The organism is Thioclava litoralis, from assembly GCF_045278885.1.
In the GTDB taxonomy this organism is placed as follows: domain Bacteria; phylum Pseudomonadota; class Alphaproteobacteria; order Rhodobacterales; family Rhodobacteraceae; genus Thioclava; species Thioclava litoralis.
In genome coordinates, this window is the sequence record NZ_CP135445.1 from 150,958 (window position 1) to 164,525 (window position 13,568).

Consider the following 13,568-nt stretch of genomic DNA (forward strand, 5'->3'; position numbering starts at 1 on the left):
GCTATCTGCGGCGCGGGGCGGAGTGTCGGGCGGCCCAGGCCGCAAGGGGCGGTCCGGCAATCAGCACGACAAACAGCCGCAGGATCTGCAAGGTCATCACGAAAGACATATCGGCATTGCTGGAATAGGCGAGCGCGGCCACGGCATCGATGCTTCCGGGCACGGCGGCCAGCACCCCGCTGAGCGGGTCGAGCCCGACCGTCCAGCCCAGAGCCAGCCCGATCCCGCCGCCCAGCAGCACCATCCCTATCGCCGCACCGATGATTGCGGGCATGGCCCGACCGGCCTGACGCAGAAGGGGGCGGTCGAATCGCAGGCCGACATTCGCGCCGATGACCAGATAGGCGGCGACCAGCATCTCGTGGGGGATGCCGACCGGAACGCCTGCGGATTTCAGCGCGATGGCGGCAATCAGTGGCACCATCATCCCTCCGGCGGGGACAAAACGCAGGAAGCGCTGTGACAGCGGGGCCAGCACCACCAGCAGACATGTGATCCAGACCGGCCCGTGCGGGGTGCTTCGGGCGGGGGCTGCTTGGGCCGGATCGGACAGGTCCGTCACATGCAGGCCCGTCATATGCAAAATCGCCGCCAGTGCCGACATCGACAGGATGACCACCAGAATCCGGAGCACCTGAATGATGGCAACGGCCCGTGCATCCAGATTGCGTTCCTCGCTGATGGCGATGACGGCGCTGGCCATGCCCGGCAGGAACCCCCAGATCGCCTCTTCGCGGGCAATGACTCCGAGCCGTCCCACAATCACCCCTGCGAGGATCGCCACCAGCATCGTGCCCGCCAGTGTGGCCAGCGCCTGAGGCCAGACCTCGCCAAGACGGGCAAGGGTGTCGGGGCGGTAGCTGGTGGCAATCAGCACTCCCGTCGCCCCTTGTGCCAGCGCCCGCAGGTCACGGTTGAAGGTCAGCACATGGCCGGACAGGCCGAAACACATCCCCACAAGGATCGGCCCGATCAGCAGCCCTGCCGGCACCGCCAGTGCCGAAAGGACAATGCCCGAGAGGATACAGGCCGCCCCAAGCCCTGCCCAGTGGAGGATCTGCCTTGCCTGTCTCGGAGTGGTCTGCATCACGTTGGGTCTGCCCCGTTTGGGTGGGTCGTTCTTTTCTCGGGCCATCTTGCAACATGACAGCCTGACGGACCATTCCATCCGCCGCGCAGGGGCGGCCCCTCTTGCGCACAGAAAAAGACGCGGCGTTCCGCCTGTGGTTGTGATGTCACGTTGCGGCACGGAATGCCTTCGCCCCCTTGATCACATTCGGGTGACGCGATTACTTCGCGTCATGAAAAAAGCGGCGCATATCGGGAAGGGATTTCACGGCATTCTGGCTGTTCTTCTTGCGTCGCTTCTGGGGCTGCAGGTGGCATTTGCCTATCAGCCCGCCTTGCCCGATGCCAGTCTGCGCGCCGATGAGGTGATCTTGCAGCTCTGCGATGGGGCGGGGCTGCACCGTGTGGCTTATGATCCGGTCACCGGCGCGGTGCGCGATCTGCCCGAGACCGAGGGCAGGGCGGCTTCGAAATGTCCGTTCTGTGTTCTTGGCCTGACCGCCTTGCCGGTTCTGGGCGGACCGCCGGATTTCGTGGCACTGGCGCGGGGGATCGGTTTCGGACCCGTGCGGCTGGCGGGGATCGTTCCGGCGGCCCATCCTGTGCGGCTGTGGATCCGTGGCCCTCCGTTTGTGGCGTGACATCAACTGACAACCGCTGACAGGGCAGGCTCTGCCCTCAAGATGTCTTGCGCAGCAGGGCGTGGCCCCCTTGTGCATGTTTCGTTACTTTCCGGAGCTTCTCCATGACTATTCTGTCTTTCACGGCACGCCGTAGCGTGACCGCCTTTTTGCTTTGTTCCATTGCCCTGCCTGTCTTTGCGGAAACCGCAAAGAAGGACGCGACAACCGTCGATCTGGACACGATCTATGTCGAAGGGGCTGCGATGCAGACCGACGGCACCACCGTCACGCTCGACAAGGAGGCCCTTGCCACGGCACCTGCGCTGGATGGCGGGGCGCTGATGTCCACCATTCCCGGCATCGAAGGGTCGCGTATGGGGGGGCACGGGATCGACATCATCTTGCGGGGCATGTCGAAGAACCAGATCAATATCATTGATGCGGGCTCGTTTACCTATGGCGGCTGCCCCAGCCGGATGGACCCGCCCACCTCGATTGCCAGCTTTTACCGGGCGGACCGGATCGTGGTGGAAAAGGGCTATTCCAGTGTGACCAACGGGCCGGGAGCACCGGCAGGCACGGTGCGGCTGGAGCGCGACGCCCCCGAATTCGAGGCGGGCAAGAAGGTCTCGGGGTCGTTGACGGTTGGCGGGTCCAGCAATTCCGAGGCGAAAGAGGTTTCGGGCACGCTGGCCTTCGATCTGGGGCACGGGTTCTATCTGGAAACCTCGGGCGAGTATAAGACGGCCAATGACTATAAGGACGGCAGCGGCAGGGATGTCCGCGCGGGCTATACCCAGAAAAGCACCGGCGTTACGCTGGGCTACAAGAACAATGGTGTGGATCTGGCGCTGGATGTCGAACATGACCGTGCAGAGGATGTCGAATTTGCAGGCGCGGCGATGGACAGCCCGCTGTCGAAAACCGAAACGATCCGTCTGCGGGGCGGTGTCGACCTCAGCTACGGGCCGCTGACGCGGATCGAAGGCTCGGTCTACCGGTCGGATGTCGATCACCGGATGGATAACTACTCGCTCCGCAGTCCCACAAATATGGCCATGCTGTCGCCCACCACTTCGGATACGCATGGGGGGAAACTGGAAGGCAAGCTGGATTTCGGGCGCACCAAAGCGACGGTCGGCATCGACTACCAGTCCAATTCCCGCACGGCCTTGGGCTATATGGCGATGTCTTCGGCGATGATCGACCTGGACAGCCCCTATTCGCTGACATGGCCCGATGTCACCATCGCCCAGACCGGCCTTTATGTGCAAACCGAAACCATGCTGAGCGCCAGCGACACGCTCAGGGCGGGGCTGCGCTATGATCACGTGCATGCCGATGTGGGCAAGGCCGATCAGTCGGTCAATGGCTATTCGCCCAACGACTATTACACCGAGGTGTATGGCACCAGCTATGATCATGCCCGCAGCGAGGACAATGTCGGCGGGCTCTTGCGGTACGAACACCAGTTCGATGCGCAGACCAAAGCCTTTATCGGCCTGTCGCGGGCGGTGCGCACGGCGGATGCGAATGAACGCGCGATGGCGCGCGGGTCGATGGGGGTTGCAAGCTATGTCGGCAATCCCGATATCGCGCCGGAAAAGCACAACCAGCTGGATATCGGTTTCCAGACCACGCGGGAGAACTGGTCGCTGAATGCGTCCGCTTTCTATGACCGTGTGGATGACTATATCCTGCAAGAGATCGTCACGACCTCGACAGGCAGCTCGCGCACCCAATATCGCAATGTCGGGGCGGACCTCTCGGGGGTCGAGGTCTTGGGAAGCTACAGCTATGGCGCATGGCTTTTTGCAGGGGATGCGACATGGACGCATGGCGAGAATACCAGCGATGACACGGCCTTGGCGCAGATTCCGCCGCTATCGGGCAGCCTGAGCGCGACATGGTCCGCCGATCTGTGGTCGGCAGGGGCGCGGGTGAACTGGGCCAGCCGCCAGAACCGGATCGACCCGTCGATCGATCCGGGCAAAACCGCGGGCTGGGCGACGCTGGATCTGTTCGGCAGCTACCAGTTGCGCGATAATGTGCGCCTGATGGGCGGGGTGGATAACCTGCTGGACAAAACCTATGCCCGCCATCTCAACCGCAAAAGCGTGTTCGACACCACCGTTCCCCGCGTCAACGAGCCGGGCCGGACGGCGTATCTGTCGGTGCAGATGACATTCTGATCTGCAATCGCCTCCTGATGGGGCGTTTGTAAGGGCAGGCAGGGGGATGGGCCCACATCTCCCTGTCTTTGCCTTCGGGGGGCATCCCAAAGCGGTTCTTATGGGCGTGCGGCTTGGGGATTGGGTGACGTTTTGCAAGTGAAATGGTCGGGTTTCTATCCCTGACATTTATGCTCAAGTATTTGTTTTTGTTGACTTTTATTTTTTGTGCCATATATTTCCCCTATGCAAGGCAGCGTCCTGTCCGGACCGCCATAAAAAGGAGAGGAAATATCATGAGCAAGTCCTGCGCCGATTGCGCCTTCTTCGAAGACCACAAAACCAATTCCGAAACCGTTGCAGCCGCCGATGATGCGGGTCTGTGCCGTTTCAACCCGCCGGTGTCGCAGCCGGAAGCCTCCTCGCATGGCCTCTGGCCGGTTGTGAAAACCGATGACTGGTGCGGCCATTTCGAGGAAGAATGATCCGCGTTCTTCTTTAAGGTATTGAAAAGCCTATAAAAGGTCTCCGTTCGCGGGGGCCTTTTTCGTTTTCTCCGCCGCAAGGAAATCGTCTCTTGATTTTTCCGAGTATTTTTGTCAAGTTCTGCCCGCAACAATGGAGTCACAGATCTTGTCACATATCCAAAGCACCCACCATTCGGATCAGACCCAAGCAGAGTTTCCGCAGGCCGAGTTGCTGCGATTGTTCCGGTTGCAGATGCAAAGCCTTGATAATCCGCCCAAAAATGGCTGGTTGCGGGGGTTGGCTTTTGCCCAGAAGATCTGGGGGCGTGGCAAGGGGGCCGAGGTGTTCGCCGATATGGCCGTGCTGATGGATCGGGTGCTGACGGCGCGCAAGTCACCGATGCGCTATGGCAATCCCGATTGCGACTGCTGCGCGCATAAGATCAATCCGCTGGAGAATTATCTGCTGCGGGTGGTTGCGGCCCATTGGGAGGGCAAGCCCGCCAATGCCGAGCCGTTCGCGATTTTCCTGTCGGAAGCCAATCCCCATGAGCAGATCGTGAAAACGGCGGCACGTCTGGCCGCTCTGCTGCCGAAACCTGCCGCCCTATAAGGCAGACCGGCTTGGCGCGCAGAGGCCGTCTTTTCTGTATGCGCTTTATTTCGCCTTGGGGGGCGCCCCTGATGGGGCATGGGAATTTTTCCCCATGTCCGGCGCCTGATCCCGTCCTTTTCCAGATGAAACCGCCAGCATATTGATTGCGAGCCCGATATTTTCACATGAGGGATATCATGCGAACGGTGCAGAGTATTCGGGACTTCCGCAAGGCGTCGGGCAAACGGCAACGGGATATGGCGGCAGAGCTTGGCCTGTCCGAGGCCGCTTTCGTGGCCGCCCATATCGGGGCGGCGCTGGATGTGCCGGGGGATTATGCGGCCTCTCCCATCACGGCCCATCCCGACGAGGTCATGCCGCTTCTGCCTGATCTGGGCGAGGTCATGACGCTGACACGCAACGGGTCTTGCGTGCATGAACGCGTCGGGCGCTTTGGCACCTATAAGGCGGGGTCTCATGCCGCGATGGTTCTGGGCCGCGAGATCGACACGCGGATCTTTCCCAAATACTGGGCTTATGGCTTTGCCGTGACCGAGCTTCGTCCCGAAGGTCCGCGCCGCTCTTTGCAGTTCTATGATCTCTATGGCGAGGCGCTACAGAAGATCTACCTCTTGGCACAATCGCAGCTTGCGGCCTGGCAGCCGCTGGTTGACCGGCTGCGCCTGCCCGACCCCGCCACCGAGCTGGCACCGCTGCCGCTGCCCGCCCCCGAAGGCCCCAAGGGCGATCCGGCCAAGCGGCCCGCGCTGATTGCGGGCTGGCAGGAGATGACCGACACCCATCAGTTCAACCGGCTCACCCACAGGTTGGGCATGAACCGTCTGGGGGCCTATCGTATGGCTGGCCATCCCTTCGTGCGCGCGGTGGATCCGGCATCGGTCGGCGGCTGGTTGCGGGATCTGTCGATGGCGGGCCAGAAGGTGATCTTTTTCGTCGGCAACCGTGGGCATATCCAGATTCATTGGGGCGCAATCCGCACTGTCCGCCCGCTGGGACCGTGGCTGAATGTGCTGGATGAAAGGTTCAACCTGCATCTGCGCGGCGATCATATTGCGGAATGCTATGTGGTCGAAAAGCCGACCCGTCGCGGTCTGGCGGTGTCGCTGGAGGCTTTCGATGCGGCGGGCGAGCTGATCTTCCAGTGCTTTGGCGAGCGCGAGAGTGACAGCGACGATCTGGCGCAATGGCATCATCTGCTGGATGCGCTGCCCTCCTGTTCCGCCGAGGCCGCAGAATGAGCCGGAAGCTACGGGCCGCCGTTCTCGCCTTGGTCAGCGTCGCCTTGGTCTGTGTCGGGGCGGCTCAGGCGCAAGAGCCCGCACGTATTCTGCCGGTGGGCGATGCGGCGACCGAATTTGTTTTCGCGCTGGGGGCGGGGGATCAGGTGGTGGCGCGTGACAGCACATCGCGTTTCCCGCCCGAGGTGCTGTCTTTGCCCGATATCGGCTATATGCGCCAGCTTTCGCCCGAGGGCGTGCTGTCGGTGACGCCCGATCTGATCCTCTTGCAGGCGGGGGCGGGACCGCCGGAAACGCTGCAGCAGTTGCGCGCCACCGGCCTGCCGCTTGTGACGCTGGAAGGCGGGTTTGATCCGGCACAGGTGCTGGACAATATCCGTCTGATCGGGGCGGCGCTGGGGCGTGCGCCACAGGCCGACGCATTGGCCCGTTCGCAGCAGGCGGCCTTTGCACAGCTGGGCGATATGGTGGCCCAAGGCCCGCATCCGCGGGTGATGTTCGTGCTGTCCGATCAGGCCGGACGGTTGAATGTGGCAGGGGCCGGCACTGGCGCCGACGGGATCCTGCGCCTTGCGGGTGCGGAGAACGTGATGGCGGACGCTTATACGGGCTATCGCCTTGTGTCGGACGAGGCGATCCTGCAGGCCGCCCCCGATATCGTCGTGATGCTTGATCATACCGGCCGCCCCGAGATGGACGCCGCTGCGGCCGATCTCTGGCGCAATGCGGCCTTGGCGGGCACACCGGCAGGGCAGCGGCAGGCCTTGGTGCGGGTCGCGCCTGCGGCCTTGGCCTTCGGGCCGCGCACCGCCGAGATGGCCGCGCATTTGCGGCAGGACCTTCTGGCCGCGGCTGCACCGCAATGATCCTGCGCTGTGGCTTCGGGGCCTTTTCGGGCCGGTGGCGCATGGCTGCGCCGCGCCCTGCGGGGGACCGGCATCTCCGTGCCCGTCTGCTCGGGCTGGGATTATGCGCGACCCTGATCGGGGTGATGGCGCTGTCGCTGCATCTGGGGGCGGCAGGGGCCAGCGATGTGCTGGGCGTTCTCGCCGCCAAGGCAGGGCTGGGTGTGGCCGATCCCCGCGACAGTCTGATCATCTGGAATATCCGCCTGCCGCGCATGGTGACGGCGGCGCTTGTGGGGGCGGCGTTGGCGGTGTCGGGCACCGTGATGCAGGGGCTTTTCCGCAACCCTCTGGCCGATCCGGGGCTGGTCGGGGTTTCTGCGGGGGCCGGGCTCGGGGCGGTGGCGGCCATTGTGCTGGGCGGGCTGCTGCCGGTTGCGCTGCTCGGGCCTGCAAGCGCGGGGCTGACCCCTGTGGCGGCCTTTCTGGGCGGCTGGCTGTCGACCTTCGTGCTGTATCGGATTGCCACACAGGGAGGGCGGACCTCGGTCGCGACCCTGCTGCTGGCGGGCATCGCGCTTGGCGCGTTGACGGGGGCGCTGACCGGTGTGCTGGTGTATCGCGCCAGCGACAGCCAGCTGCGCGATCTGACCTTCTGGAATATGGGATCGGTGGCGGGGGCCAGCTGGGCCAAGCTGGTGGTGGCCGCGCCGGTGATCTTGGCGGGGCTCTGTCTGGCCCCCGCTCTGGCGCGCGGGCTGGATGCGGTGTCTTTGGGCGAGGCGGTGGCCGTGCATCTGGGGGTTGATCCCCAGCGGCTGAAGCGGCGGGCCATCGTGCTGGTGGCGGCCACGGTGGGGGCCTCTGTTGCGCTGACCGGCGGGATCGGATTTGTCGGGATTGTGGTGCCGCATTTGCTGCGGCTGGTTCAGGGGCCTGCACACCGGTTTCTGCTGCCCAATGCCGCCCTGCTGGGCGCGATCACCCTTTTGCTTGCCGATTGCCTGAGCCGCGTGGTGATCGCACCGGCGGAATTGCCGATCGGGATTGTGACAGCCGCTTTGGGCGGACCGTTTTTCCTGTGGATCCTGTTGCGCAATCGCGCCTTGGTGGATGTCTGATCATGCTGGTGGCAGAAACGGTTTCGGTGGAATTCGGCAGGCGGCAGGTGCTTGAGAGGGTCAGTTTTCAGGCCCGACCTGCTGCGGTGACGGCCATTGTCGGCCCGAACGGGTCAGGCAAGACGACCCTCTTGCGCTGTCTCGCGGGGGAGCTGTCCCATCAGGGGCAGGTGTATCTGAATGGCCGGGCGCTTTCCGCCCTGCGCCCCGCCGAGCAGGCAAGCTGGCGGGCGGTGCTGCCGCAATCGGGGCAGGTGGCCTTTCCCTTTACCGTGTTCGAGCTGGTCCGGTTGGGGCTGGGCGCGGGGCTGAGCCGCCATATCGCCGAACAGGGGGCAGAGGGGACCGGCCCTTTGGGGATCGTCGAGGCGGCGATCCGGCGTGTGGGGCTGGCGGGCTATGGCGGGCGGCTGGTGCAGGAACTGTCGGGGGGCGAACGCCAGCGGGCACAGCTGGCGCGCGTTCTGGCGCAGATCTGGCACCCCATGCATGAGGGACAGCCGCGCTGGCTCCTGCTGGATGAACCGGTCTCGGCGCTCGATATCGGCCATCAGCTTTCCATCATGCAGATCGCGCGCGACTTTGCCGATGCAGGCGGCGGTGTGGTGGCGGTGATGCATGACCTCAATCTGACATCGATGTTTGCCGACCAGATCGCCTTGATGTCGCAGGGCCGGATCTACCGGCAGGGGCCGCCGCAGGCGGTGCTGACCGATGGGGATCTCAGTGCCTGCTACGGCTGCCCGTTGCGCATCAATACCGCGCCGCAGGACGGACGGCCCTGGTTGTTGCCGCAAACCGCACGGGACCGCTAACGCCGTCCCCCGATGATCCTGAAGGCCAGCCATCGCCAGCCGAAACAGCAATACCGCCGCAGAAAAGGCGGACCCTATGGAGAGACAGATATGGCCTGTTCGACACAGCCTTGGCACAGAAGCACCGCTTTGGGGCTGATAATGATGGTGGCATTCGCGCCGCAGGCAATGGCGCAGGAGGACGACCCCGTTCTGCTGGAGACGATCCGCGTCGAGGATATGTCGCAGGCGCCCGCGGGCGCACCGGGGACCGAGCGTGTCACCGCACAGGACATGGCGCACCGTCAGGTCCAGTCGGTGGCCGAGGCGGTGGCATCGGTGCCCGGCGTGTCGGCCACGCGCGAGAACGATCTGCTGACCTCCAATATCTCGATCCGCAATTTCGGCGGGAATGCCGCCATGCCCAGTTCGCAGCAGGTGGTCTATGCGCTGGACGGCATCTCGATTGCGGGCAGCTCGATCTATCGCAATTCCAGCGGACAGGCGGTCGATCCGGCCCTGCTGAAATCGGTTTCCGTGCTCAAGGGGCCACTGGCCTCGCTGGAATACGGCTCGGGGATCGTGGGGGGCACCATCGCGATGGAGACGATCAATGGCCGTGACCTGACCGGTGCGGAAGGCGGGTTCCGCTATCGTCAGGTGCTGGGGGCCAGCTCCAATGGCGAGGGGTGGAAAACGGCGTCCACGCTGGCATGGGCCCCCAATGAAAGCGTCGATTTTCTGGCAAGCTATGCCCGCAGCGCCAAGGATAACAGCAAGGATGGCAAGGGCGAGGAGATCGATCTGGGGGCCTATAACGTGCCCTCCTATCTGCTGAAGGGGCGCTACCGCTTCGGGGCCGCAAACGAGCAGGCGCTGACCTTTACCTATGACAGGTCCGAAAGCGTGCAGCAGAATGTGCCCTTTGCCACCTCGTCCGAGATTGCGGCCTTCGGCAATGTCAACCGGACCCGCGATGGCCATGTGGCCTCGGTCGCCTATAGCTACCAGCCGGAGGCCAATCCGCTGGTGGATTTCAAGCTGAGCTATTCCCAGTCGCGGCAGGATTTCGACATCGAGGGGCTGGGCGGGGCGTCCCTTGCCTTTTCGGGCAGCTATACGGTCGATACCGATACGCTGCAGGCAACCAATACCGCGCAATTCTCCACCGGCGCGATCCAGCATAGGCTGCGGGGCGGCGTGGCGCTGATCCGGCAGGAACATGACGGGATCATGCGCGGCGTCGCGGGCGAGGGCATCTCGCGCCGCACCGCCCTTTTTGCCATTGACGAGATGGATTTCGGGCGTGATCTGACGGTGTCGCTGGGCGGGCGGGTCGAGCATCAGCGGCTGAGCGATCTGTCCTCCAATACCGGTGCCGCGCTGGCGGATATGTCAAGCACCGCGCGCAGTCTGGGGGCGGGGTTCGAGAAAGGGCTTGGTCATGATCTGCGCCTTTATGGCTCTTTCACCTATTCCGAAGCCTTGGCCCTTCCCGAATATGCGGGCCGCCAATGGGCGGATGGCACCTATTGGGGGGAGACGGTGTCCAAGAGCCGTTCGTGGGAGATTGGCGTAAAGCAGCAGTCAACCAACGCGCTGCAGCAGGGCGACCAGATGACGGCGTCCATCGGGCTTTACCGGACTGATATCGATGACAATAATGCCTATCCCAGCACGACCTATCAAGACCTGCGCAGCGCGGGTCTGGAAGCGGCGCTGCAATACCGGCTGGCAAACGGGGTCTATGCGCAGGCCAGCCTGACCACCAGTTTCTACAATGACTACAGCAATGACAGCCTGTCGGCGTATAGCGCGTATAACTATGCGCTGACCGATCAGGCGCGGCTGACCTTGGGCCGTCAGTTCGCCTCTGGCTGGGATCTGAGCTGGACCCTGCGGGCAGGGCGGGCACAGACGATTGACGGTGTCGAACAGGCAGGCTGGGGCGTGAACGATCTGGCTGTGGGTTATACGGTTGCGCAGGGCCGTCTGGAGGGGCTGCGGGTCGATTTCGCGGTCGATAACATCTTCGACAAGCAGTATATCCGCCAATATACCACCAGCAGTGCCTCCTATCCCGAAGCGGGGCGCGATGTCCGTCTGACGCTGTCGAAAACCTTCTGACGCGGGGCGGCCCGCCGGACGGGGTTCCGGACGGGGCTTCAGACGGGGCTCGGGGCTTCAGACGGGGCGGGCCCGATTGCTGCAATGGGCTCATCACTCTGTAGACCTTATGAGTGGTGCGCATATATCCTTCGGAAGACGCCCCCGCGAAGGAGATCAGGATGCTGCGCGAGAATATTCAGGACCTTATCGCTTTGGCAGCGGTTGCCGAAGAGCGCAGCTTCACGCGGGCGGCGGCGCGGCTCAATGTCTCGCAATCGGCGCTGAGCCACACCATCAAGGCACTGGAACACCGGCTTGGGTTGCGCCTTCTGACGCGGACCACGCGCTCTGTGGCACCGACTCTGGAAGGCGAGGATTTGCTGGCCACATTGACCCCCTGTTTCGAGACTATCGAGGCGCGGTTGCGGGCGCTGGACGAGGGGCGGCAACATCCGACAGGTACGGTGCGGATCGTGGCCACCGAATATGCGATCGAGACCTTGCTCTGGCCCAAACTCTCTCCGTTGCTGAAGCAGTACCCCTCGATCCGTCTCGAACTGGTGATGGATTACGGCTTTACCGATCTTGCATCGGCGCAATGTGATGCGGGTGTGCGCTATGGCGAGGATGTCAGTGACGGGATGATCGCTTTGCGCATCGGTCCGGACGAGCGGATGCTCTGCGTGGGGGCGCCCGCCTATTTTGCCGCAGCCGGTGTGCCGCAGGTCCCGCAGGATCTGACCCGTCATGCCTGTATCAACCTGCGTCTCAGCACGCATGGCGGCCTCTATGCGTGGGAGTTTCAGGATGCGGCGGGCCATGACATCCGTATCAAGGTGTCAGGGCAGCTCTGTTTCAATACGGTTGGCGTCCTGCTGCCTGCGGTGCTTGACGGGCACGGTCTGGCTCTGGTGCCGGACTGTCTGGCGGCGCCCTATCTGGAAAGCGGTGCGCTACAGTCCTGCCTCGAGACGTTTTCTCCCGCTTTTCCGGGGTTCCATCTGTATTACCCCAGCCGCCAGCGTCCCTCTTCGGCCTTTGGCGCAGTGCTGGAGGCGCTGCGGTTGTGAAGGAAGGATTTATGCGGCTGGCTCATTAGTCCTATAAGTATCGCGCCGATTATCCCTCTTGGCTTATCGCTCTAAAGTGCCGTGCAGAGCCCGCTGGCCCAGCCTGCGCGGGCGCCATAGGATGATGTGAGGACTGCGAGATGGGAATGACCGAAACCCTGACTTTGCCGAACGGGGTCGCGATCCCGAAGCTTGGCTTGGGCACATGGATGATCGAGAATGCGGAGGCGGCCGCCGCGGTGCAGGCCGCGCTGGAACTGGGCTATCGCCATATCGACACCGCGCAGGCCTATGCCAATGAAGCGGGCGTCGGGAAGGGTGTGCGCGACAGTGGCATCGCGCGTGACGAGGTCTTCGTGACCACGAAGCTGGCCGCAGAGATCAAATCCTATCCGGATGCCGTGAAGGCGATTGACGGGTCGTTACAGACGCTCGGGCTGGATTACATCGACCTGATGATCATCCATAGCCCGAAACCCTGGGCCGCCTTCCATGAGGCCGATCCCTATTCCGAGGGTAATCTGGCCGCATGGCGTGCCTTGGAAGAGGCTTACGAGGCAGGCAAGCTGCGCGCGATCGGGGTGTCGAATTTCCAGCAGGCGGATCTGGACAATCTGTTGCAAAATGCAAAGATCAAGCCGATGATCAACCAGATCCTTGCGCATATCTCGAACACGCCCTTTGATCTGATTTCCTATATTCAGGGGCACGACATGCTGGCCGAGGCCTATTCGCCTATCGGGCACGGGCAGATCCTGTCGCATCCCGATCTGCAGGCGATGGCGGAAACCTACGGGGTGGGGGTCGCGCAACTGAGCATCCGCTATGTGCTGCAACTGGGGATGATCGCCCTGCCCAAGACCGCCAATCCCGACCATATGCGCCGCAATGCGCAGCTCGATTTCACCATCACGCCGGAAGATATGGCGGTTCTGAAGGCGTTCGAGACGATCCGCGATTATGGCGAAGCTGGCGTCTTTCCCGTCTATGGTGGCCGGTTGTAATCCGGGGACGTCCGATAGAAACCCCATAGAAAGGAAAGCATTATGAAAATTACCCGTTCCGGTGAGACCCCGTCGATGCAGGGGCCGGAAGACTGGTTCAGCGGCACCGTGCGTATCGATCCGCTGTTTCAGGCCGAAGCGCCCGGTCGCTGCTCGGGGGCGCATGTCACATTCGAGCCGGGCGCGCGCACGGCATGGCACACCCATCCGGCGGGGCAGACCCTCCTGATCACCTTCGGGCGTGGGCGCGTGCAGCGCGAGGGCGGTCCCGTGGAGGAGGTCTCGCAAGGGGATGTCGTCTGGTTTCCTGCCGGAGAAAAGCACTGGCACGGGGCCTGCGACAGCACGGCCATGAGCCATATCGCCATTCAGGAAAGCCTTGATGGAACCGCTGTGACATGGCTCGAGAAGGTGCGGGACGACGCGTAGAACGGCGCGCATT

The 13,568-nt window shown here is 63.2% G+C and carries 13 protein-coding genes; 12 read left to right on the forward strand and 1 reads right to left on the reverse strand.

The window, feature by feature from the left end:
• Position 1: 1 nt before the first annotated feature.
• Positions 2-1,087 carry an AbrB family transcriptional regulator gene (locus RPE78_RS16525; RefSeq protein ID WP_330629646.1) on the reverse strand — a complete coding sequence of 362 codons (1,086 nt, stop codon included), beginning with the start codon at positions 1,085-1,087 and terminating at the stop codon, positions 2-4.
• A 214-nt stretch (positions 1,088-1,301) separates the two neighbouring features.
• On the opposite strand from RPE78_RS16525, the gene RPE78_RS16530 reads away from it, so the two are divergent.
• From RPE78_RS16530 to RPE78_RS16585, 12 genes are all read left to right on the forward strand, one after another.
• On the forward strand, positions 1,302-1,709 hold the full coding sequence (locus tag RPE78_RS16530; protein ID WP_330629569.1) for a hypothetical protein: 408 nt from the start codon (positions 1,302-1,304) through the stop codon (positions 1,707-1,709).
• A 104-nt stretch (positions 1,710-1,813) separates the two neighbouring features.
• Positions 1,814-3,883 carry a TonB-dependent receptor domain-containing protein gene (locus tag RPE78_RS16535; protein ID WP_330629570.1) on the forward strand — a complete coding sequence of 690 codons (2,070 nt, stop codon included), beginning with the start codon at positions 1,814-1,816 and terminating at the stop codon, positions 3,881-3,883.
• A gap of 275 nt (positions 3,884-4,158) precedes the next feature.
• Positions 4,159-4,347 carry a hypothetical protein gene (locus tag RPE78_RS16540; RefSeq protein ID WP_330629571.1) on the forward strand — a complete coding sequence of 63 codons (189 nt, stop codon included), beginning with the start codon at positions 4,159-4,161 and terminating at the stop codon, positions 4,345-4,347.
• Positions 4,348-4,495: 148 nt separating this feature from the next.
• Positions 4,496-4,942 carry a hypothetical protein gene (locus RPE78_RS16545; RefSeq protein WP_330629572.1) on the forward strand — a complete coding sequence of 149 codons (447 nt, stop codon included), beginning with the start codon at positions 4,496-4,498 and terminating at the stop codon, positions 4,940-4,942.
• Between the two features lie 179 nt (positions 4,943-5,121).
• The gene (locus tag RPE78_RS16550) at positions 5,122-6,183 is read left to right on the forward strand and encodes a ChuX/HutX family heme-like substrate-binding protein (protein WP_330629574.1); all 1,062 of its coding nucleotides are present in this window, start codon (positions 5,122-5,124) and stop codon (positions 6,181-6,183) included.
• The gene (locus RPE78_RS16555; RefSeq protein ID WP_330629575.1) at positions 6,180-7,049 is read left to right on the forward strand and encodes an ABC transporter substrate-binding protein; all 870 of its coding nucleotides are present in this window, start codon (positions 6,180-6,182) and stop codon (positions 7,047-7,049) included. The genes RPE78_RS16550 and RPE78_RS16555 overlap by 4 nt, the downstream gene beginning before the upstream one ends.
• Positions 7,050-7,090: 41 nt before the next feature.
• A complete protein-coding gene (locus RPE78_RS16560) occupies positions 7,091-8,149 on the forward strand; it encodes an iron ABC transporter permease (RefSeq protein ID WP_330629647.1) in 1,059 nt (352 codons plus the stop codon).
• A 2-nt stretch (positions 8,150-8,151) separates the two neighbouring features.
• On the forward strand, positions 8,152-8,964 hold the full coding sequence (locus tag RPE78_RS16565; RefSeq protein WP_330629576.1) for a heme ABC transporter ATP-binding protein: 813 nt from the start codon (positions 8,152-8,154) through the stop codon (positions 8,962-8,964).
• Positions 8,965-9,105: 141 nt separating this feature from the next.
• Positions 9,106-11,070, forward strand: coding sequence for a TonB-dependent receptor (locus RPE78_RS16570; RefSeq protein ID WP_406721726.1), 1,965 nt, complete (start codon positions 9,106-9,108; stop codon positions 11,068-11,070).
• 161 nt (positions 11,071-11,231) lie between these two features.
• Positions 11,232-12,122, forward strand: a complete 891-nt coding sequence (locus tag RPE78_RS16575; protein ID WP_330629579.1) for a LysR family transcriptional regulator — start codon at positions 11,232-11,234, stop codon at positions 12,120-12,122.
• Between the two features lie 140 nt (positions 12,123-12,262).
• Positions 12,263-13,126, forward strand: coding sequence for an aldo/keto reductase (locus RPE78_RS16580; protein ID WP_330629580.1), 864 nt, complete (start codon positions 12,263-12,265; stop codon positions 13,124-13,126).
• A gap of 42 nt (positions 13,127-13,168) precedes the next feature.
• Entirely contained in the window at positions 13,169-13,555 is a 387-nt protein-coding gene (locus RPE78_RS16585; RefSeq protein WP_330629582.1) for a cupin domain-containing protein, read from the forward strand.
• The last annotated feature ends 13 nt before the right edge of the window (positions 13,556-13,568 follow it).

Excerpts from the sequence above, each read along its gene's own strand:
- RPE78_RS16580 (WP_330629580.1), top strand. The coding sequence starts at position 12,263 with ATGGGAATGACCGAAACCCTGACTTTGCCGAACGGGGTCGCGATCCCG.
- RPE78_RS16570 (WP_406721726.1), top strand. The coding sequence starts at position 9,106 with ATGATGGTGGCATTCGCGCCGCAGGCAATGGCGCAGGAGGACGACCCC.
- RPE78_RS16540 (WP_330629571.1), top strand. The coding sequence starts at position 4,159 with ATGAGCAAGTCCTGCGCCGATTGCGCCTTCTTCGAAGACCACAAAACC.
- RPE78_RS16575 (WP_330629579.1), top strand. The coding sequence starts at position 11,232 with ATGCTGCGCGAGAATATTCAGGACCTTATCGCTTTGGCAGCGGTTGCC.
- RPE78_RS16530 (WP_330629569.1), top strand. The coding sequence starts at position 1,302 with ATGAAAAAAGCGGCGCATATCGGGAAGGGATTTCACGGCATTCTGGCT.
- RPE78_RS16565 (WP_330629576.1), top strand. The coding sequence starts at position 8,152 with ATGCTGGTGGCAGAAACGGTTTCGGTGGAATTCGGCAGGCGGCAGGTG.
- RPE78_RS16550 (WP_330629574.1), top strand. The coding sequence starts at position 5,122 with ATGCGAACGGTGCAGAGTATTCGGGACTTCCGCAAGGCGTCGGGCAAA.
- RPE78_RS16585 (WP_330629582.1), top strand. The coding sequence starts at position 13,169 with ATGAAAATTACCCGTTCCGGTGAGACCCCGTCGATGCAGGGGCCGGAA.
- RPE78_RS16560 (WP_330629647.1), top strand. The coding sequence starts at position 7,091 with ATGGCTGCGCCGCGCCCTGCGGGGGACCGGCATCTCCGTGCCCGTCTG.
- RPE78_RS16555 (WP_330629575.1), top strand. The coding sequence starts at position 6,180 with ATGAGCCGGAAGCTACGGGCCGCCGTTCTCGCCTTGGTCAGCGTCGCC.
- RPE78_RS16525 (WP_330629646.1), bottom strand. The coding sequence starts at position 1,087 with ATGCAGACCACTCCGAGACAGGCAAGGCAGATCCTCCACTGGGCAGGG.
- RPE78_RS16535 (WP_330629570.1), top strand. The coding sequence starts at position 1,814 with ATGACTATTCTGTCTTTCACGGCACGCCGTAGCGTGACCGCCTTTTTG.